Annotated in this window: 15 protein-coding genes; 8 read left to right on the forward strand and 7 right to left on the reverse strand. The window is 73.5% G+C overall.

Going from position 1 to position 20933, the window contains the following annotated elements:
* Positions 1–2: 2 nt before the first annotated feature.
* The gene (locus AB0B20_RS17675; RefSeq protein WP_357389704.1) at positions 3–659 is read right to left on the reverse strand and encodes a response regulator transcription factor; all 657 of its coding nucleotides are present in this window, start codon (positions 657–659) and stop codon (positions 3–5) included.
* Positions 660–746: 87 nt separating this feature from the next.
* Entirely contained in the window at positions 747–2051 is a 1305-nt protein-coding gene (locus AB0B20_RS17680; protein ID WP_357389706.1) for a sensor histidine kinase, read from the reverse strand.
* Positions 2052–2441: 390 nt separating this feature from the next.
* Here AB0B20_RS17680 and AB0B20_RS17685 point away from each other — a divergent pair, with 390 nt between their 5' ends.
* The 6 genes from AB0B20_RS17685 to AB0B20_RS17710 all read left to right on the forward strand — a co-directional run bounded on the left by AB0B20_RS17685 (position 2442) and on the right by AB0B20_RS17710 (position 9189).
* Complete coding sequence (locus tag AB0B20_RS17685; protein ID WP_357389708.1) at positions 2442–3212, forward strand: redox-sensing transcriptional repressor Rex; 771 nt, start codon at positions 2442–2444, stop codon at positions 3210–3212.
* On the forward strand, positions 3209–4582 hold the full coding sequence (locus AB0B20_RS17690) for a glutamyl-tRNA reductase (RefSeq protein WP_357389710.1): 1374 nt from the start codon (positions 3209–3211) through the stop codon (positions 4580–4582). The genes AB0B20_RS17685 and AB0B20_RS17690 overlap by 4 nt, the downstream gene beginning before the upstream one ends.
* A complete protein-coding gene (hemC, locus tag AB0B20_RS17695) occupies positions 4579–5565 on the forward strand; it encodes a hydroxymethylbilane synthase (RefSeq protein WP_357389712.1) in 987 nt (328 codons plus the stop codon). Before AB0B20_RS17690 ends, hemC begins: the two co-directional genes overlap by 4 nt.
* Positions 5562–7142, forward strand: a complete 1581-nt coding sequence (locus AB0B20_RS17700) for a uroporphyrinogen-III synthase (protein ID WP_357389715.1) — start codon at positions 5562–5564, stop codon at positions 7140–7142. The genes hemC and AB0B20_RS17700 overlap by 4 nt, the downstream gene beginning before the upstream one ends.
* Positions 7143–7156: 14 nt before the next feature.
* Complete coding sequence (hemB, locus tag AB0B20_RS17705; protein WP_357389717.1) at positions 7157–8140, forward strand: porphobilinogen synthase; 984 nt, start codon at positions 7157–7159, stop codon at positions 8138–8140.
* 476 nt (positions 8141–8616) lie between these two features.
* Positions 8617–9189: a helix-turn-helix transcriptional regulator gene (locus AB0B20_RS17710; protein ID WP_357389719.1), complete on the forward strand. Its 573-nt coding sequence runs from the start codon at positions 8617–8619 to the stop codon at positions 9187–9189.
* Between the two features lie 32 nt (positions 9190–9221).
* On the opposite strand, the gene AB0B20_RS17715 is transcribed toward AB0B20_RS17710, so the two are convergent.
* The 3 genes from AB0B20_RS17715 to AB0B20_RS17725 form a co-directional block, all read right to left on the reverse strand.
* The gene (locus AB0B20_RS17715; protein WP_357471785.1) at positions 9222–12491 is read right to left on the reverse strand and encodes a lamin tail domain-containing protein; all 3270 of its coding nucleotides are present in this window, start codon (positions 12489–12491) and stop codon (positions 9222–9224) included.
* A gap of 92 nt (positions 12492–12583) precedes the next feature.
* A complete protein-coding gene (locus AB0B20_RS17720; protein WP_357389739.1) occupies positions 12584–13600 on the reverse strand; it encodes a GNAT family N-acetyltransferase in 1017 nt (338 codons plus the stop codon).
* Positions 13601–13667: 67 nt separating this feature from the next.
* The gene (locus tag AB0B20_RS17725) at positions 13668–15014 is read right to left on the reverse strand and encodes a murein transglycosylase (protein ID WP_357389723.1); all 1347 of its coding nucleotides are present in this window, start codon (positions 15012–15014) and stop codon (positions 13668–13670) included.
* 38 nt (positions 15015–15052) lie between these two features.
* Here AB0B20_RS17725 and AB0B20_RS17730 point away from each other — a divergent pair, with 38 nt between their 5' ends.
* Both AB0B20_RS17730 and AB0B20_RS17735 read left to right on the forward strand, forming a co-directional pair.
* Positions 15053–15268 carry a zinc ribbon domain-containing protein gene (locus AB0B20_RS17730; RefSeq protein ID WP_357389725.1) on the forward strand — a complete coding sequence of 72 codons (216 nt, stop codon included), beginning with the start codon at positions 15053–15055 and terminating at the stop codon, positions 15266–15268.
* A gap of 155 nt (positions 15269–15423) precedes the next feature.
* Entirely contained in the window at positions 15424–18240 is a 2817-nt protein-coding gene (locus tag AB0B20_RS17735) for an adenylate/guanylate cyclase domain-containing protein (protein ID WP_357389727.1), read from the forward strand.
* A 55-nt stretch (positions 18241–18295) separates the two neighbouring features.
* Here AB0B20_RS17735 and AB0B20_RS17740 read toward each other — a convergent pair whose 3' ends face one another.
* Entirely contained in the window at positions 18296–18838 is a 543-nt protein-coding gene (locus AB0B20_RS17740) for a phospholipase (RefSeq protein WP_357389729.1), read from the reverse strand.
* Positions 18839–18999: 161 nt separating this feature from the next.
* Complete coding sequence (locus AB0B20_RS17745) at positions 19000–20664, reverse strand: family 10 glycosylhydrolase (protein ID WP_357471789.1); 1665 nt, start codon at positions 20662–20664, stop codon at positions 19000–19002.
* Positions 20665–20933: the final 269 nt, after the last annotated feature.

Below are 20933 nucleotides of genomic sequence, written 5' to 3' on the forward strand. Positions count from 1 at the left end.
GGTCAGGCGCGCAGGTGGGCCAGGACGGCCAGGACGCGGCGGTGGTGGGTGGTCGCGTCCGGGGGCAGGTCGAGCTTGGTGAAGATGTTGCGGACGTGCTTCTCGACCGCGCCGTCACTCACCACGAGCGTCCGCGCGATGGCGGTGTTCGAGCGGCCCTCGGCCATCAGCGCCAGCACCTCGCGCTCGCGCGGGGTCAGCGATCCCAGCGGGTCGTCGCGCCGCCGCCGGACCAGCAACTGGCTGATCACCTCCGGGTCGAGCACCGTGCCGCCGGCGGCCACCCGGGCCAGGCCGTCCAGGAACTCGTCGATCGCGGCGACCCGGTCCTTGAGCAGGTAGCCGATCCCGCCGCCGGTCCCGCCCGCGGTGTCCAGCAGGTCGTCGGCGTACGACACCTCGACGTACTGGGACAGCACCAGGATCGGCGTACCCGGCACCCGGCGGCGGGCCTCCACCGCGGCGCGCAGCCCCTCGTCCGTGTGTGACGGCGGCATCCGCACGTCCACCACCGAGACGTCGGGCCGGTGCGCCACCACCGCCTCGACCAGCGCGACACCGTCACCGACGGCCGCCACCACCTCGTGCCCGTACTCGGTCAGCAGCCGGACCAGCCCCTCCCGGAGCAGTACGGCGTCGTCCGCGATCACCACCCGCATGGGTCCGGTGTCTATCACGCCCCGACCCGGCACCCGCCCGGCGGCCCGGATGCCGGGCGCGCGCCGCGTCACGCGCGGCGGCCCGGCTCACCTCGGCAGTTCGGCGTGGATCCGGGTCGGGCCGCCGGCCGGGCTCTCCACCGCCAGCGTGCCGCCCGCCGCCCGGACCCGGTCGGCGATGCCGCTGAGCCCGTGCCCCTTGGCCAGGTGCGCGCCGCCCGCGCCGTCGTCGGCGACGGTGATCTCCAGCCGGCCCACCTTCCGGGTGACCTCCACCCGGCAGGCGGTCGCCCGGCTGTGCTTCGAGACGTTCGTCAGGGCCTCGGCCACCACGAAGTACGCGGTGCTCTCCAGCCCCGGGTCGAGCCGCCCGGCGGCGGTGCCCAGGTCGTCGTCCACGGTCAGCTCGGTGGGCACCAGGGCGCGGGCGGCGAGCGCGGCGAGCGCGCTGGGCAGGCCCCGGTCGACCAGGATCGGCGGCGCGATGCCCCGGGACAGGGCGCGCAGCTCGTCGAGCGTCTCCCGGGTCTGCGCGACCGCCTCGTCGAGCGTCTGCCGGGCCGCCTCCGGGTCGGCGGCGAGCTGGTGGCGGGCCCGGCCGAGGTCCATGGCGAGCCGGACCAGCCGCTGCTGCGGGCCGTCGTGGATGTCGCGTTCCAGGCGGCGCAGCGCGACCGCCTCGGCCGAGGCGGCGGCCCGCTTCTGCTCCTCCAGCGTGATGATCCGCTGCCGCATCTCGGCCACGCCGGTGAGCAGCGAGTACGCCAGCCCGGCCTGGAGCCGGGCGCAGCCGCGCGCCACCAGCGGAAGCGTGAACAGGGCGAACAGCCCGATAGCGGTGTTCAGCGTGATCCGCGCCCCCGCGCCGTCACCCATCCCGAGGAGCTGGCTCAGGTCCTGGTCGTCGACGCCGCGCGGGATGGCCCAGTCGTAGGTGATGTAGAGCGTGCCGCCCAGCGCCAGCACCCACCAGACCACCAGCAGCACGAACGTGGGCACCGCCACCAGCAGCCGGACGAACGCGTGCAGCAGGTCGAGCCACGACTGCGCGTCCCGGATCGGGGTGAACACCCGCCGCCAGAACCGCGCGCCCGGCTCCGGCGTGCGGTAGACCGGGCGTACCCGGGGCCGGTCCAGCACCCCGGCCAGCCGGAGCCGCTCGATGTCGGCCAGTCCCCGGGCCGCGTAGAGGAAGCCGGCGAGGATCGGCAGTCCGAGCGTGGTCACCAGCAGCCCGGCGCTCAGTGCGATCCCCACCACCGCGAGCACGAAGCTGACGATCGCCAGCGGGAAACCCACCAGTACGTAGGTGGAGTCGCGGGCGAGGCGGCGCAGGAGCCCGTGAACGGGGGACAGCGGTGTGGGCGCGGTGGCCAGTGGTACGGCGGTCATGGTTCGAGGCTATGGGCGCGTGCCCCGCCGACCCATCCCGCACGCGGGCCTCTTCGGGGTGGGGTTCTCCCTACTCGAAAACGTGAGACTCGCCTCGCCGCGCCGGTCACGGAGCGCTACGACCCGCGCGCGATTGGTCAGAGAAGTCTGGAATGAGCAATAATCGCCACGCGCCGCCGACGGACGCGGTTGATCGATCTTGCGGGAATGGAGGGGCAGGTGAAGGCGCGTCGCGAGCTTTCAAGATCGCGATTTGTGCACCCCTTCACAAACACCTACTCTGTAGTTCCGACGCGCCCTGCTAGCACAGCCGGCAATCTCGGTCGCCAGCGGGAGTCCCGAAACGACCGGCCCCCGTCGCTGGTCGAGGATCGCACCGCACGGAGTCTCATGAGCCAGCACCGTCAACCAGGCGCGCCCGATCGCACCGGTGCCATACCGGCGCTTCCGGACCTGCCCGAGGCGACCGTGTCCCGGCTCCCGGAATACCTGCGTGCGCTGCACGCGCTCGCCGACTCCGGGCACGAGACGGTGTCCAGTGAGGGCCTCGCGAACGCCGCCGGCGTCAACTCCGCGAAGCTCCGCAAGGACCTGTCCCACCTCGGCTCGTACGGCACCCGGGGGGTCGGCTACGACGTCGCGCTGCTGATCGACCAGATCTCCTCTGTGCTCGGGCTCACCCAGTGCCGGGCCGTCGCGCTCGTCGGCGTGGGTAACCTCGGTCACGCCCTGGCCGGCTACGACGGCTTCGCCAACCGCGGATTCCGCATCGCCGCGCTGGTCGACGCCGACCGGTCCCGCGTCGGCGAGGAGATCAACGGCCTGGTCGTACGGCACGTCGACGAGCTGCCCGACATCGTCGCCGAGGAGTCGATCTCGATCGGCGTCATCGCCACCCCGGCCCCGGCCGCCCAGGCGGTCGCCGACCAGTTGGTCGCCGTCGGCGTGACGAGCATCCTCAACTTCGCGCCCTGCGTACTCTCGGTTCCGGACGGGGTCGACGTGCGCAAGGTCGACCTCGCCATCGAGCTGCAGATCCTGTCCTTCCACGAGCACCGCAAGGCGTCGCTGACCGCGCTCCCCGCCACCGGCGGGTCCGCCCTCACCGCCCTGCCCGGCGGACTCGCGGCAACCGAGACCCAGGAGGCGATCGGCACGTGAAACTGCTCGTCGTCGGCGCGTCCTACCGCACCGCCCCGGTCGCCACCCTGGAACAACTGGCCGTCCCGCCCGCCGATCTCACCCGCACGCTGGACCGCCTGATCGCCCAGCCGTACGTCGCCGAGGCCGTCCTGGTCTCCACCTGCAACCGGGTGGAGGTCTACGCCGCCGTCTCCGGGTTCCACGGCGGGCTCGGCGACATCTGCGCGGTCCTGGCCGACCAGGCCGGCTGCCAGCCGGCGGCGCTCGCCCCGCACCTCTACGTGCACTACGACGCCGCGGCGGTGGACCACGTCTTCCGGGTGGCCGCCGGTCTCGACTCGATGGTGGTGGGCGAGGCGCAGATCCTCGGCCAGCTCCGCGACGCCTACCACTCCGCCGGTGGCGCCGACTCCGCCGGCCGGCTGCTGCACGAGCTGATGCAGCAGGCGCTGCGGGTCGGCAAGCGCGCGCACGCCGAGACCAACATCGACCGGGCCGGGCAGAGCGTCGTCACCGCCGCCCTCGACCTCGCCGCCGAGCTGCTCGACGGCGACCTGACCGGCCGGCCCGCCATGGTGGTCGGCGCCGGTGCGATGGGCTCGCTGGGCGTGGCCACGCTGTCCCGGCTGGGCGCCGGCCCGCTCACCGTGACCAACCGGGGCGCCGCCCGTGCCGTCCGGCTCGCCGAGTCGTACGGCGCGTCCGCCGTGCCGATGGCCGAGCTGATCACCGCGCTCGCCGCCGTCGACGTCGTGGTCGCCGCCACCGCCGCCACCGAGCCGGTGCTCACCCGCGACGTGGTGACCCGGGCGCTGGCCCACCGGGACGCCGACCGGGGCCCGCTGGTCCTGCTCGACCTGGCCGTCCCGCGCGACGTCGAGCCCGGCGTCGCCGAGCTGCCCGGCGTCGAGGTGATCGACATCGACCGGATGGCCGCCGTGCTCGCCGACGGACCGGCCGCCGCCGACGCCGCCGAGGTGGCCCGGATCGTGGCCGGCGAGGTCGAGGCGTTCCTGAGCTGGCTGCGTGGCGCCGACGTCGCGCCGACGGTGGCCGCCCTGCGCGGCCGGGCCGAGGACGTCGTCACCGCCGAGCTGCGCCGGCTCGGCCAGCGCCGTCCCGACCTCAGCGAGGACCAGCGCGCCGAGGTAGCCCGCACCGTGCACCGGGTCGTGCAGCGGCTGCTGCACCAGCCGACCGTACGGGTCCGCCAGCTCGCCGCCGAGCCCGGCGGCGACCAGTACGCGGCGCTGTTGCGCGAACTGTTCGACCTGGACGTCCCGCAGACGTCCCCGGTCGACACCGTCCCCGACGTGGTCACCACCGACCTCGACGGCCGGCCGTCGTTCGACGCCGCCGACGTCCCGCCCACCGGAGGTGCGCGATGACCGCCCCCCTTCGCCTCGGTACCCGGGGCAGCGCCCTGGCGATGGCCCAGTCCGGCCACGTCGCCGAGGCCCTCACTGCGGCCACCGGCCGCCCGGTCGAGCTGGTCGAGGTGGTGACCGCCGGCGACCGGTCCACCGCCCCGGTGCAGCGGCTCGGCGTCGGAGTGTTCGTCTCCGCGCTGCGCGACGCGCTGACCGCCGGTGAGATCGACTTCGCCGTCCACTCGTACAAGGACCTGCCCACCGCGGCGGCACCCGGCCTGCACGTCGCGGCCGTGCCGCCCCGGCAGGACCCGCGCGACGCGCTGGTGGCGACGAACGGCCGTACGCTCGCCGAGCTGCCGCCCGGTGCCCGCGTCGGCACCGGCGCGCTGCGCCGGATCGCCCAGCTGCACGCGCTGGGCATGCAGTTGGAGGTCACCCCGATCCGGGGCAACATCGACACCCGGGTGGCCCGGGTGCTCGGTCCGGACGCCGACCTCGACGCCGTCGTGCTGGCCCGCGCCGGGCTCAACCGGATCGGCCGTGCCGACGTCATCACCGAGACGCTCGACCCGATGCTCATGCTGCCCGCGCCCGCCCAGGGTGCGTTGGCCGTCGAGTGCCGGGCCGACGACCAGGACGTGATCGAGCTGCTCGCGTTGCTCGACCACGCACCGTCCCGCGCCGCGGTCATCGCGGAACGGGCGCTGCTGGCCACCCTGGAGGCAGGGTGCAGCGCACCCGTGGCCGCGTACGCCGTCCTCGCCGAAGGCGAGCCCACCGACGAGGGCGACGTGAATCAGGAGATCTACCTGCGCGGTGCGGTGATCAGCCCGGACGGTACGCGTGACCTCCGGCTGTCCCGCACCGGAACGCCCGCCGACGCGGCGGAGATCGGCAAGGCACTCGCCGCCGAACTCCTCGAACTCGGCGCCGACTCGATCCTCGGCCAGGACGCTCAGGCCGGCCCGAGGACCCAGCAACTTGGGAGCACAGAATGACCCGCACCCGTAAGCCCGTCGGCCAGATCGCATTCGTCGGGGCCGGTCCCGGCGACCCGGGCCTGCTGACCCGCCGGGCGCTGGACGCCCTGGTCGAGGCCGACCAGGTGGTCTACGACCGGGGCGTACCCGAGTCGCTCCTGGCGCACGTCCGCGCCCAGGCCCGGCCCGACGCCGAGTTCAGTCCCGCCGAGGGCGTACCGGGGGACGTGGCGAAGGTGCTGATCTCCGCGGCCCGGTCCGGGCAGAACGCCGTGCACCTCGTCGCCGGTGACCCGTTCGGCCACGACTCGGTGGTCAAGGAGGTGCAGGCGGTCGCCCGTACCGCCGCGCACTTCGAGGTGGTGCCGGGCGTCGGCCAGGCCGAGGGCGTGGCCACCTACGCGGGTGTCCCGCTGCCGGGCGTACGCACCGCCGCCGACATCGAGGACGTCACCGCGCTGGACTTCGAGGCGCTCGCCACCGCCGTCGGGCGGGGTTCGCTGGCGCTCGCCGTGGACGCCGGTGACCTGGCCGCCGTCCGGGACGGCCTGCTGGCCGCCGGGGTCGACGGCACCACGGCGGTCGGGGTGACCGGCGACGGCACCGGCGAGACGCAGTACACCACCACGTCGACTGTCGACTCCTTCGTCGCGGCGGCACTCGGCTTCACCGGCCGGGTGGTGCTCACCGTCGGCGCGGCCGTCACCGACCGCGACAAGCTGAGCTGGTGGGAGAACCGCCCGCTGTACGGCTGGAAGGTGCTGGTGCCCCGCACCAAGGAGCAGGCCGGCGTGATGAGCGCACGGCTGCGCGCGTACGGGGCGATCCCGTGCGAGGTGCCGACCATCGCGGTCGAGCCGCCGCGTACCCCCGCGCAGATGGAGCGGGCGGTGAAGGGCCTGGTCGACGGCCGTTACGCCTGGGTCATCTTCACCTCGGTGAACGCGGTCCGGGCGGTGTGGGAGAAGTTCGCCGAGCACGGCCTTGACGCCCGCCATTTCGGCGGCGTGAAGATCGCCTGCATCGGTGACGCCACCGCCGAGGCGGTCCGCGCCTTCGGTATCCAGCCGGAGCTGATCCCCTCCGGGGAGCAGTCCTCCGAGGGCCTGCTGGCCGAGTTCTCGCCGCACGACGAGATCCTCGACCCGGTCGGCCGGGTGCTGCTGCCGCGCGCCGACATCGCCACCGAGACGCTGGCCGCCGGCCTCACCGAGCGGGGCTGGGAGGTCGACGACGTGACCGCGTACCGGACCGTGCGGGCGGCCCCGCCGCCCGCCGAGATCCGCGACGCGATCAAGTCGGGCGGGTTCGACGCGGTGCTGTTCACCTCGTCCTCCACCGTGCGGAACCTCGTCGGTATCGCCGGGAAGCCGCATGCGCGGACGGTTGTTGCAGTGATCGGGCCCAAGACTGCGGAGACCGCCACCGAGTTCGGCCTGCGCGTCGACGTGCAGCCGCCGCACGCCTCGGTGCCCGACCTGGTGGAGGCGCTCGCCGCCTACGCCGTCGAGCTGCGGGAGAAGCTCGCCGCGATGCCGGCGAAGCAGCGCCGGGGCTCCAAGGTGCAGGGCCCGACCGCCCTGCGGTTCCGCTGACAGGAGGCCCCGTCATGCCGTACCCCGAGATCCGGCCCCGCCGGCTGCGCCGCAACGCGGCCGTGCGGCGGCTGGTCTCCGAGACCCGCGTCGACCCGGCCGAGCTGGTCGTGCCGATGTTCGTCAAGGAGGGGCTGACCGAGCCGAGGGCGATCGCGTCGCTCCCGGGGGTGCTCCAGCACTCCCGGGACTCGCTGCGCAAGGCCGCCGCCGAGGCGGTCCAGGCCGGGGTCGGCGGGATCATGCTGTTCGGGGTGCCGGCGACGCGGGACGAGACCGGCTCCGGTGGCCTCGACCCGGCCGGCGTGCTCAACACGGCGATCCGGGACGTGATCGCCGAGGTCGGCGACTCGACTGTGGTGATGAGCGACCTGTGCCTGGACGAGTTCACCTCGCACGGGCACTGCGGCCTGCTCACCCCCGACGGCGGGGTCGACAACGACGCCACGCTCGCCGCGTACGCCGACATGGCGGTGGCCCAGGCCGCCGCCGGGGTCCACGTGGTCGGGCCGTCCGGGATGATGGACGGCCAGGTCGGCGTGGTCCGCAAGGCGCTCGACGCCGCCGGGCACCAGGACGTCTCGGTGCTCGCGTACGCGGTGAAGTACGCCTCCGCCTTCTACGGCCCGTTCCGCGACGCGGTGGAGTCCGCGCTGGAGGGGGACCGGCGCACCTACCAGCAGGACCCGGCGAACCTGCGCGAGTCGCTGCGCGAGGTCGAGCTGGACGTGGCCGAGGGCGCCGACATGGTGATGGTCAAGCCGGCGCTGCCCTACCTCGACGTGGTGTCGGCGGTCCGGGCCGCCGTGAACGTCCCGGTCGCCGCCTACCAGGTCTCCGGCGAGTACGCGATGGTCGAGGCCGCGGCCGCTAACGGTTGGATCGACCGGGAGCGGGTGATGCTGGAGACGCTCACCTCGATCCGGCGGGCCGGCGCCCAGATCATCCTCACCTACTGGGCCGTCGAGGCCGCCCAGTTGCTGCGCCAGCGCTACTGACCGCCGCTCGGCCGGCGTCGCCCGCCCCTCTGCTGCCGGCACGTGCGGCAGCGGCGGGCTCGCCTCGCCGGTTCTCCGGTTTCACCCCTCGTTGTGGTCGCCGCTGTCCACATCCCAAAGTGGTAACTGAGCGTGTTCTTTCGGGCGGCAGGACACCCAACCCCGCGCCGACTTTGCTCTGCAGCCATGGGCGCAACCGTCACGAATCGTGAGCGCTGCCTCGGTGGCTGCAGAGCAAAGTCTGGTGAAGTGGTCCTATCTCCGGCGGCGAACGCGAGTATTATGTCCGCTCAAGTCTTGTTTGTGCCGCAGCCGGATCGCTCGTTTTGGTGGCGCGCTTAACGCTGAGTGAGCGTTACCCTCTGTGTGTGGCGACGGTCGGCGCCGGAGCGGGTTCGGACGTCGCATCCCGGGTTTTCCACAGGGGCGGGGAGCGGGGTTGCCCGGCCGGTGGGGGAGACGGGACCGTGGGCGGCGTGACAGACATCGCCGACAGCGAGCCGCGGGCGTCCGCCGCTACGGCGGGAGACGGCGGGCCGGCGCTGCTCACCGAGCCGTTCGACGTCCCGTTTCCGGCACCGGGGATCGTCCGGGCGGTACGTCGCCGGGCCGATGCCAGTCAACGCGAGCTGGCCCGGTTCGCCCGGGTGCATCCCAGCACGATCGGGCGGATCGAGGCGGGCAACCTGACGCCCAGCCTGGCCATGCTGTCGCGCATCGTGGGCACGGCCGGCTTCCGGCTCGTGGTCGTCGACGAGGCCGGCCGGGTGCTCAAGCCCATGCGTGACCGGGCCGACCTGCGTGACGGCGCGGACCGGCGGTACCCATCCCACCTCGACGTGGTCACCGACCCGGAGCCGGGAGAGTGGTGGGCCGACCGGTACGGGCTGGCCCGCCCGCCGGAGACCTTCTACCGCAACCGGGAGGTCCGGGACTGGCTGCGCCGCCGCAGCCAGTGGGAGGTACGGGTGGCCAAGTACCGGAACGTGCCGCCCCCGCCCGACCCGCAGCGGTGCGGATACCGCGGCGGCCCGCCGATCCGCCCATGAGGGGATCGACGGGCCGCCGCGCGGAACACCGCTCAGTCGTCGTTCAGGATCGTCCCGACGCCGGACGGGTCGACGAGCCGCAGGCCCGGCACCCCGGTCACGTACAGCGTGAGCTTCTCGTCCGCCTCGCGTTTGCGGTCGCCGCGCACGGTGACCGGGAACTCCAGCGAGGTCCGGCCGGCGGCCAGCAACCGGCAGCCCACGTACGGGTCGTAGTCCGATCCGGCCAGGGCGGTGCTGCCGTAGGTGGCCGCGCAGATCAGGGCCGGTTCGGAGAGCGGGCGGGACACGGTGACGGTGAACGTCATCGCGCGGGTGCCCTTGTCGCCCTCGACGACCGAGGTGTCCGCAACCCGCAGCGAGGCGCGCGACCGGAACCGCGCCACCTGCGGGTCGTGGTCGCTCGCGCCCCGGTCACCCAGCTCCGGCGCGTCGGTGGGGTAGTCGGCGTTGACGTGCGCCGTCCGTACCTGCACCAGGTCCTTGTGCATCGGGTCGTTGACGAAGAGGTTGTCCAGCGTCTGCGCCTGGCCGCTGAAGGTGTACGAGTACGCCGACGCGGGCGCGTCCGCCACCAGGTCGTCCCAGAGGTTGTGCAGCCCGGCCTCGTACAGCGGGGCGAGCTGGTCCGACGGGATCGGGTTCTGTGCGGTGGCGATCGGGTCGTCGGGGCGGGGGAAGACGTTCAGGTCCCCGCCGTAGACCACCCGGGCGTCCGGGTCGCTCGCCTCGACCGCCTGCACGATCGCCGCCCCGTACGCGGCCTGTTCGCGGCGCTGCCCGACCCGGCTGTCCGGCCCGGACGAGAAGTGGTTGGCGACCGCCCAGAGCGTGAACCGCTCGCTCGATCCGGGCGCGGCCTTGACCGTGAACCGGGCCACCTGCGCGGCGCGGGTGTAGACGTTGCTGCCGTCCACCCCGGTCGACCGGTCCACGTCGGCCGGCAGCACCGCGTTGAACGCCTTCGGGTTCTGCACCTCGGCGTTCGCGGGCAGCGCCGCCGAGCGGTACTGGACGGTCGGGGCGGAGCCCAGCAGCGGGTCCGTGGCGGTCGCCTGGGCGAGCGTCAGCCGGTCGGTGCGGTACAGGAACGCCGAGGCGATGCCCCGGGCGTCCGCGCCGGTCCGGTCGTACGCGGCGGCGTAGGCCGGGCCGCCGTTCGCCGCGATGGCCAGCGCGAGCTCCTGCACCGTGTCCGGCGCGCCGTCGGCGTTGTCGGCGTCGCCGCAGGCCAGTGCGCCGTCGACCACCGAGCAGATGTCCTGGTCCTCGGCCTCCTGCACCAGGATCAGATCCGGGCTGTGCAGCGAGTTGACGATCTGCCGGGCCTGCACGGCCAGCTTCGCCGCGTACGCCTCCGGGCTCGCCGGCACGTAGTCGAACGGCGGGTTGACGCCGGGGCAGCCGGTGTTGCCGGCGAAGTCGCAGCCGTCGAACGGGTCGTCCCGGTAGTCGTACAGGTTCTCCACGTTGTAGGTGGCGATCGCCACCTCACTGCCGCGGTCGGCCGGCTGCGGCGGGTGGTTTCCGGCCGGGTCCGTGCCACCGGTCAGGGTGAGCTGCTCGGGCTGCACGCTGTACTTGCTGAACGCGTACGAGACGGAGCCGTAGGCGTCCTCGGTGAGCGTGTCGAAGGTGCGCGCCTCGGGCAGCAGCGCCCGGGAGTCACCGGCGGTCGCCTTCACGCCACCGGCGCCCAGCAGGATCCGCTGGTTGTTGCCGTTGTCGAAGAGCGTGCCGGGGATGTCGTCGAGCGGGTGGGCGTCCCGGAACACCCGGCGGGCGTACGGGTCGGACCGCTTCATGATCGGGTCCTCGCGGTCCAGCACGTAGATCTCGGAGTCGGCGGTGGAGGAGTAGATGTGCCGGGGCGCGGAGACGCCGCTGCCGGCGCGTACCCGCATCCGCTCGCCCTCGTGCCGCTCCCAGAACAGGTCGGCGGCGGCCGCCTCGGCCGGCGGGATCGCGTCGTCGACCCGGACGACGGTGTCCACGTCGAGGCCGGAGTCGAGCTTGCGGACCAGCGAGGCGCCGGAGAGCTGGGTCTGGTTGAAGTACTCGGAGACCCGCCCGCGCAGCACGACCTCGTCACCGACGGTCGGGGCGTACCCGCCGATCAGCGTGGTGAACGAGCCCATGAAGACGAACAGGCCGTCGGAGGTCAGCGGGTCGCCGTCGGAGGTGCCGAGCCGGCTCTGGAGGTAGAAGCCCCACTGGTCGGCTCCGGCGGAACTGCGGGTCAGCGACATGCCGGTGATGACACCGCGTACGTCGTACAGCGTGGAGCTGGTGCCGTTGCCGCTGGCCGGCGCGAGCGGCGACCGGTCGGTGCGGCCGTCCTCGTCGTCGGCGGTGCGGCCCTGCACCTCGCCGATCGACAGCACGCTCGTGGCCTGCACGGTGAGCGTGCAGGTGGCGGTGTCGCCCTCGTCGTCGGTGGAGGTCACGGTGACCGCGTAGCCGCCGGCCGGCAGGCCGGTGGCGGTGAGCGTCGCGGTGGCCGTGCCGCCGTCCCCGGTCGCCGGGGTGAACGCGGTACGGCTGATCGAGCCGCTCGCCGGCACCGGCACGACCGAGGTGACAGCCAGGTCGGTGACCGTGTCGTCGGCGTCGGTAGCGGTCACCTCGCGGGTCGCGGTGGCACCCGCCGACAGCGTCAGCGCGCCGCCGCAGGCCACCGTGGGTGGCTGGTCGGCCGGGCCGCCGCCGACGGTGTGGCTGCCCAGCCCGTCGAAGGTGTCGGTGGCGAAGCCGGCCCACTGCGCGGCCGGGTCGAACGGGTCCGCCGGGTCGGTGTCGCCGGCGGTCACAGAGGGCAGGCGGCGCAGCGTGTTGTCCGCGGTGCTGGTCAGCCCGCTGCCCCACTCGGTGCCCGGGTCGACGCCGACCTGGCCGAGGGAGTCGACCACCGCGTCACCCTTGCGCAGCACTATCGCGTCGTCGCCGTTGAACAGCGAACCGGAGTACGTCTGGTCGGCCTGGGCGAGGATCGCCGGGCCGGCCGACGCGGCGGCGAAGACGAACACGTCACCGGCGGCGACGGTCCCGGTCAGGGCCACGTTCGTCGAGGTGGTGGCGCCGTTGAAGAAGAGCTGGAGCTGGTAGCCGCCGGCGGCCAGGTCGATCGGTGCGCCGGTGCCGTTGTACAGCTCGACGGCCTTGTTGTTGGACGACCCCTCGACATATTCGGAGATGAACAGGTCGGTGGGCGCGGCGCTGGCCGCGGTGGGCGCGACAGCGATCGCCGTGAGGGTGACGGCGGCGGTGGTCGCGAGCGCGGCGAGGGTGCGGCGCGGGCGCATGGGGCCTCCACGATGGGTGGACATGAACTAACGAACGTTAAGGCTCTCGTGGGTGCGCCGTCCAGCCCTGTCGATGACCGGCCGATGAACGATCAGCGATGACTGTCCAGCCGGTGCACCAGCTCGGCGACGTCCACACCGTATTCGCACCAGTCGCGGTCGGGGCGGTAGCCCAACTCGGCGTTCACCTTCAGCATCGACTCGTTGTCCTGCGCGTTCCAGGTCTGCACCTCGATCACCTCGGGCTCGGCCGAGCGCAGCTCCAGCAGCATCCGCGCCTTGATGGCCCGGTCGATGCCGTAGCCGCGGTGATCGTGGACGACAATCGTGTCGTACTGGTCGGCCCGGGTCGGGTGCTGCGCCGGCACGACCACCTCGGTCAACCCGGCCACCTCGCCGGTCTGCTCGTGCAGCGCCAGCACGATGTACGGCTTCATGCCGCGCCGGTGCAGCGTGGCGAGGCTGTCGCGCAGCCGGTCCGGGTCGTAGGAGCTGGGCCGCAGCTCCACGTCGTCGGAGTCGCGCACCTCGGCCTTGGCCCGCGCGTACGCCTCGATCAGCTCGTCCGGCGGGCCACCCGGCCAGAACTCCACGCGGTAGCCCGCGCCGAGCCCGGCGGCCATCTCGGTGAGCGCCGGCCAGTCCACCGAATGCAGGTCGAGCACGCTGCGGGTCTCCACGTAGTCCCGGGTGAAGCCCAGCGACTCGTAGAACCCCACGGCCGGGGTGTCGCCGACCACCTCCACGCCGATCGACTGGAAGCCCTCGTCCCAGACCCGGCGGGCGGCCACCCGCACCAGCTCACGGCCGACCCCGCCGCGCCGGATCGCCGGGTGCACCAGCACCTCCAGCACGCCGATCCCGCCGAGCAGCAGCACATGCACATGCCCGAGGATCGCGCCGGGCGTGCCGTCCGGCGCGGTGTCGTCCTGCGCGACCCACGAGATCCGCCGCTCGCCGGGCATCACCTCGGACAGATACTCCCGCAGGGAGCTCTCCCGCCATGGCGGATCCTGCGGCAGATCGGCCGCCAGGACCGCGTTCAGCGTGTCCAGCAGGGATGCGATCTCGGCGGACGACGCGGTCCGGGGATCCCACTCGCGCACCATCACCCGTCTAGCTTGCCGCCAACGGCAGCCGGGGGGAAGGGTTCAGTCCGCGAATGTACGTGAGCCGTCACCTCACGTTGCGGCTGAGCCTGCCGTACTCGTCGGCCTTGTCGAAGACCGCCTGGGCGTACCGACGCACGTCGTTGTAGGAGAGGATGGCGCTCCACCAGTCGCCCGGGATGGTCATGTTCCGACCGCCCTTGCACAGGTAGAGCCCGGCGGCCAGCGCCGCGTCGTCGATGTCGTGCGGGTTCTTCACGCCGTCGCCGTCGGCGTCCCCGCCGATCTCCTGCCAGGTGGTCGGGATGAACTGCATCGGGCCGAGCGCCCGGTCGAAGACGCGGTCGCCGTCGAGCAGCCCCTGGTCGGTGTCGAGGATGCGGGACCGGCCGCCCTGCCCGTCCAGCGGCTGCCCCTTGATCTCCGGCAGGGCCCGTCCGTCGGCTTGCAGCGTGGCGCCGTTCGCCGCACCGTGGCGCGACTCGACGTACCCGATGGCGGCCAGCGTGGTCCAGCTCAGCTGGCAGCCCCGGTTGGTCTGGGCGAGCGCCAGCTCGGCGTAGGCGTACGCCTGGAGCGCCACCACGGGGATGCCGGTCACCGCGCTGACCCGCTGCGCCCAGCCGGCGAGCGCGTCGGCCGGACGGCCGGCGGGCAGAACCGGGGCGGTGGTCGCACCGGGCAGTGGCGTGCCGGGCACTGGCGTGCCGGTCGGTACGGCGCCGCCGGGCAACCCGGTCAGGTCCGGCAACGGTGGTGTGGCGGGCGCGGCGGCGGTCTGCGGCACGCTCTGCGACGGCGTGGCGTCGGCGACCGGCTCCGGCCGGCCGACCGCCGCCGGGACGACCACCGCGCCGGCCGTGGCGGCGGCGGCGACCAGCGCGAGCAGGAACAGCGCGGGCATCGCGGTGCGGCCGCCGGGCCGCCGGGACCAGGCGCGGGTGGCCCGGGCCGCGCCGACAGCGACCTGCCGGGGACGCGCCCGGACAGCGTGCGCGAACGGCATCCGCCGTCGTCGCCCGCCGGCCTCGGCCGCCGTCCCGGCCTTCGCCGCCGCCTCTGCCGTTACCGCCCCGGCCCCGGCCTCGGCCGCCGCTTCGGTGGCCGGCTGCTCACGCTCGTCGTTCGACCCGGGCTCGGCGTCCGCCTTCGCGTGTGGTTCGGGCTGCGGCTTCTCGCCCGGCTTCGCACCGGCCCCCGCGTCGACCGCCGCACCCGTTTCGGCCGCCGTGCTCGTTCCGGCCGCGGCGTCCGCGTCGCGGGCCGGGTCGGCGGGCGGCTCCGGGGGAAGGGGCTTCCGCTCGCGGCGTGGACGCGGGATGGACCGGGTGCCGTCGTCGGGTGGCGCGGCGGGTCGCAGGGGCCGGGCCGTCGCTCGCCGTTCGCCGTCCACCACCCGTCGAGTATCACCCATCGGAGTGACGACGTCAGGCCCGGCCGTACGCTTGGGTCATGCCCCGGTACGAGTTCCGTTGCCGCGCCTGCGGCGACACCTTCGAGGTCAATCGTCCGATGGCGCAGGCCGCACGGCCGGCCACCTGCCCGCAGGGCCACGCCGACACGGTGAAACTGCTGTCCACCGTGGCTGTCACCGGCCGGGGCGGCGCCGCCCCGAGTGGTGGGATTCCCAGCGGTGGTGGTTGCTGCGGCGGCTCCTGCGGTTGCTGACTTTCCGTCGTCCGTCCCGCGTGTCGATCGGGGTCTTGCCGCCGGTGTGATCTTTTGGCACCTTGGGGCGGAATCTGCCCAGCCGTTCTCACGATGCGTGACGGCACGACCATAGGGCAGCATGAACCCGACGTCACCGGGCGGAGGTTCGACGTATGTCCAAAGGACACCACCTCCCCAGCGGGTGGGTGACCTTCGTGTTCACCGACATCGAGGGCTCGACACGGCTGGCCCGGATGCTCGGCCCGGTCTACCGTCCGGTGCTGCACGAGCATCGGCGGTTGCTGCGCGACACCCTGGCCGGCACGGACGGCGCGGAGCTGCTGACCGAGGGGGACTCGTTCTTCCTCGCGTTCCCGGACGCCGCCGCCGCGGTCCGCGCCTGCCTGACCGCGCAGCGGGCGCTCTCCGATCACGACTGGCCCAACCCGGACGCCACCCCACGGGTACGCATGGGGCTGCACACCGGCTACGCCGAGCCCCGCGACGGCGAGTACGCCAGCCCCGAGGTGCACCGGGCCGCCCGCGTGGCCGCCGCCGCACACGGTGGGCAGGTGCTCTGCTCGGCCGCCACCGCCCGGCACGCCGACCCGCTGCCGGACGGGGTGTCCCTGCTGGACCTCGGTCTGCACCGGCTGCGCGGGTTCGACGACCGGGAGCGGCTGTTCCAGCTCGTCGCGCCGGGGCTGGAGCGGCGGTTCCCGCGCCCGCGTACCGCCGACGCGACAGCGCACAACCTGCCCACCCAGGTCACCTCGTTCGTCGGCCGGCAGGCCGAGCGCGCCGAGCTTGGCCGGCTGGTCGAGGCGTACCGGCTGGTGACGGTGCTCGGCGCGGGCGGCGCCGGCAAGACCCGGCTGGCGGTGGAGCTGGCCTCCGGCATCGTCGAGGACTACCCGGACGGCGTCTGGTTCGTCGACATCGCCGCGGTGACCGACCCGGGGCTCGTGGCGTTCGAGATCGCCGCCGTGCTCGGCCTCCGCCCGGAGCCGGGCCGGCCGATGGTCGACACCCTCGTCGAGTACGCGGCGCCGCGCCGGATGCTCGTGCTGCTGGACACCTGCGACGCCCAGACCGCCGCGTCGGCCGACGTGATCAGCCGGCTGCTGGCCGGCGGCCGGGGGGTGCGGGTGCTGGCGACCAGCCGGGAGTCGTTCGGCGTACCCGGCGAGGTGGTGTGGCGGATCCCGCCGCTGTCGGTGGACGAGGGCCCCGACGGCGGGGGGAGCGACGCGGTGGCGCTGCTGCTGGACCGCACCGCCGTGGCCCGGGGCGGACGGGCACCGGAGCCGGCCGAGCAGGCCGACCTGCACCGGGTGGTACGCCGTCTGGACGGGCTGCCGCTGGCCATAGAGCTGGCCGCGGCCCGGCTGCGGGTGCTCTCGGTCGGCCAGCTGGCCGAGCGGCTGGACGACATGCTGGGCACGCTCGACGCCGGCCGGGAGACGGCGGAGCCGCCGCCGGTGGAGGCGGGCTGGAGCGGCAACCAGCAGGACACGGTGGACCTGGTGGCCGCCGCGACCGGCGCCGCCCCGCCCACCCCGGCGAGCCGGGCAGTGCAGCGTTCGGCGAGTGAGCGGCACCTGACCATCCAGGCCACTGTGACCTGGTCGTACCGGACGCTGGGCGCGCGCTCGGCCCGGCTGCTGCGCTGGATGGCGGTGTTCGCCGGCCCGGTGGACCTGCCCACCGTGCAGTGGCTGCTCGACGAGGACCCACTCGACCCGCTCTCGGTGCTGGTGGACAAGTCGATGGTGCTGGCCGAGCCGCACGCCTCCGGCAGCACGTACCGGATGCTCGACCCGATCCGGGCGTACGCGGCCCGGCGGCTGATCGAGGCGGGCGAGGAGCAGAGCGCCCGGGACCGGCACGTCGCCTGGTGCCGGCACGCGCTGGACCGGGCGCACCTGGGGCCGGACGGCCGCCCGGTGACGCTCTCCCTGTACGCGCTCGACCCGCTGGCGAACGAGTTGCGGGCCGCGTTGCGCTGGTGCGCCACCGGCGGCAGCGCGCGGTCGGGCCTGTCGCTCGCGGGTGACCTGGACCAGTGGTGGCGGGAGCGCGGGCTGGCCCGGGAGGGGCGGCTCTGGCTGTTCCGGCTCTACGGCCGGCTGGCCGAGACCGGCGAGGTGATGCCGGACGCCGAACTGGCCGCCGCGTACCACATGCACTCGTTGCACGCGGGCGCGGACGGCGAGTTCGGCGAGGAGCTGCGGTACTCGCAGCGGGCCGAGGCGGCCGCCCGGCAGTCCGGCGACCGGGGGCTGCTGGCCCGGGTGCTGGCCGGACGCGCGGCGCCGCTTGTCGACATGGGGCAGTTCGCCGAGGCGGAGCGGATCTGCCGCGAGGTGATCGACTGGGCGTACGCGCAGGACGTGGTGGGTGACGCGCTGCTGGCCGTCTACAACCTCTCCGAGCTGCTCTGGCGCCGGGGCGCGCTGGACGAGGCGGCCGACCTGCTGGCCGCGGCCCGCCCGGTCGAGGCGTCCCGGCCGGCCGAGCGGGGCGGACGCTCGGTGGACATGCTGCTCGGCATGGTGGCGCTGGCCCGGGGCGATCTGGTCGCCGCGCACGAGCACCTGCTGGTGGCGTTGCGGTCCCGGATGAGCCACGGCTACCTGGGCCGGGCATGCGACACGATAAACGCGATAGCGGTGCGCTGCGCGCTCGCCGGGGACGCGTTGTCAGCGGCCCGGCTGTTCGGCGCGGCGCAGGCCACCCGGGCGAACCTGCGGGCCACGCCGGGGATATACGGCCCGTACTGGTCGGCCCGGCAGACGGAGCTGCGGCGGGTGCTCGGTGACGAGGCGTTCGACGCCGCGTACGGCGCCGGTGCGGGGCTGCGGCTGGACGAGGTGGCGGCGCTCGCGCTGCACGTGGAGCACCCGGACATGGCGGCCGACTCGCCGAGGTTCGGCGGGCGGAAGCCGGGTTCGTGGCCGGCGTTCGAGCCGCGCAGCACGGCGGGCTGAGCCGGGCCGCTGAGCGGCCGTGCGGGAGCCCGCCGGGCGGCGGGCTCCCCATCCGTCAGGCGCGCGCGGCGGCGCGGCGCTCGGCCTCGGCCTTCATCCGGGCGGCGCGGTCGAGGTCGGCCCGCGACACGGCAGCGACCGAGCCGAAGACGCTCACCGCCTGGTAGTACGTCCAGGCGAGGCTGTAGCAGGCGGGCCGGACCACCGCGTTGTACGTGGCGCAGACCCGCTTCAGGTCGGCGTAGAAGGCGTTGTCCAACCGGGACTTGCTGGCGGAGAAGACGCCCATGGCCTTGTGGTTGCGGTAGCCGAAGTCGTGGCGGTAGCAGGAGAGCTTGAAGTTGAACCCGATCGGGTTGTCGGGGCTGGACGAGCAGTAGTCGGTGGACCAGTCGAAGCCGTAGTCGGTCCAGGGCGACCGGTTCTGCCGGGCGCTGTTCCAGGCGTTGTAGCTGGACGCGCTGGTCTGCGTCCAGCTGGTCAGGACGGACAGCTTCTGCTCGGTGCTCACCGCGGCGGCGGCCGGTGCGGCCAGGCTGAGTGCCGTGAGCAGGGCGAGTGTTGCGGCGGCGAGGGTGGTGGCGAGGCGACGGGACACGGGAACCTCCGCATGGGTGGCGTCCGGGATCTCCGGATGTCGACAAGTGTCGATCAAGCCGATGAGCTGCGACGATGTTCCGGGGAACGGCTCGCTGGCATCCGCCCAAACAGACGAATGCCCCCGGGCCGGCGAGGCGGCCCGGGGGCATCCGGTGGAGATCAGCGCACGAAGCGCGGCGGGCTCGCCGGGCTCTCGTTCGCCAGCCGGTCCAGCGCGGTCACGTAGTAGGTGTACTTCGCGCCGTCGGCCGCCGTGGTGTCCACCCAGGACTGCACCGCGTCGTCGGTGGCTCGCACGGTGCCGACCAGGTGCGAGGCGTCCGCGAAGTCGCAGCGCCCGGCCAGGCCGTGCCCGTCGAACCGGTAGATCGCGTACGACGCGGCGGTGCCGAGCGGGCCCTTGCCGTCGGCCGGCTGCCGCCAGCTCAGGCGTACCCCGTCCGCCTCCCGCTGGGCCTTGGTGACCACCGGGAACAGCAGCGGCTTGCGCGGCAGGTGCGTCATGGTGGGCACCAGCGCCGGGCGGGAGTAGTGCTCGGCCGCGTAGATGTCGGTGGCGCCGAGCCGGTTGGCCCGGACCTGCACCGCGGAGAAGTGCACGTTGCCGAGCACCTCCGGGTACGACCGGTTGAGCGTCAGGTGGTTCGACAGCTCCTGCGGGTTCATCCAGAACGACCCGTACGCCGGGTCACCGCTCTTGTAGTCGGCCTGGCCGATGTAGAGCTGCACCCGCGTGCCGCGCACCTGCTCGGCCCACCACGGCACCAGGCGGGCGTAGTCGGCGGCCGGGTACTGGCCGATGTACCAGTAGAGCTGCGGCACGATGTAGTCGATCCACTCCTCCTTGACCCACTTGCGGGAGTCGGCGGAGATGATGTCGTACGACTGCGAGCCGGTGGTGTCCGAGCCGTTCGGGTCGGCCGACGCGTTGCGCCAGATGCCGAACGGGCTGACGCCGAACTTCACATACGGCTTGACCGCCTTGATCTTGGCGTTCATCTCCTGGATCAGCAGGTTGATGTTGTCCCGCCGCCAGTCGGCCTTGTCGGTGAAGCCCCTGTTGTACGCCGCGAACGTGGCGTCGTCGGGCACCTGGTGGGTGCCGCTCGGGTACGGGTAGAAGTAGTCGTCGAAGTGCACGCCGTCGATGTCGTACCGCTTGACCGCGTCCATCATCGCGGTCTGGACGAACTCGCGGACCTCGGGGACGCCGGGGTTGTAGTAGAGCCGGCTGCCGGCGACGCCGGCGGGCGGGTAGGCGAAGACCCAGTCGGGGTGCTGGCGGGCCGGGCTGTCCGGGGCCAGTTGCGACAGGTCGGCGCCGGCGCCGCCGGGCGCGGGCATGGAGACGCGGTACGGGTTGAACCAGGCGTGGAACTCCAGGTTGCGCTTGTGCGACTCGGCGACCAGGAAGTCCAGCGGATCCCAGCCGGGGTTCTTGCCGCGTACGCCGGTCAGGTACTCCGACCACGGCTCGTACGGCGAGGGCCAGAACGCGTCGGCGGTCGGGCGGACCTGGACCACGACGGCGTTGTGGTTGAGCTTCTGCGCCAGGTCCAGCCAGGCCAGGTATTCGGCCTTCTGCTTGGCCACCTGGTCCGGCGCGGTCCAGGAGCCCTTGCTGGGCCAGTCGATGTTCGTCACCGAGGCGATCCACATGGCCCGGAACTGGCGCTTGGGGGTGGCCGGGTCGGTGACGCAGTCGGTGGAGGGGGAAGTGGCGGTGCCGTTGTCGTCGGGTGCGGCCTGCGCCGGCGTGCCGGCGACCAGCGTGCCGAGCAACGCCGCGGCCAGCGCGGCGGCTCCGAGCCGAGTTGCCTTCATGCGGTGCGGTCCCTTCGTCGGGTCCGGGGGGACAGTCGGGGGCGGGCGTTGCGGCAAGATTCGCCGATACACCCATGCCTCCGGTAGGAAACTTTCATCTATCCGTGCCCGGCGCAAGACCTGGACGGCCGATCGATGTCCGGCTCCGTGCGATCGACCGGATCGTGACGATTCCGATACCTGGCGTACGGGATTGGGGTGGAAAACGGCTGGGTAGCTCCCCCGGTCACAGACCGCCACCGTGGCGGCCACACGGCGGGGGAGGTGAT

Source organism: Micromonospora sp. NPDC049151, assembly GCF_040648395.1.
GTDB lineage: Bacteria > Actinomycetota > Actinomycetes > Mycobacteriales > Micromonosporaceae > Micromonospora.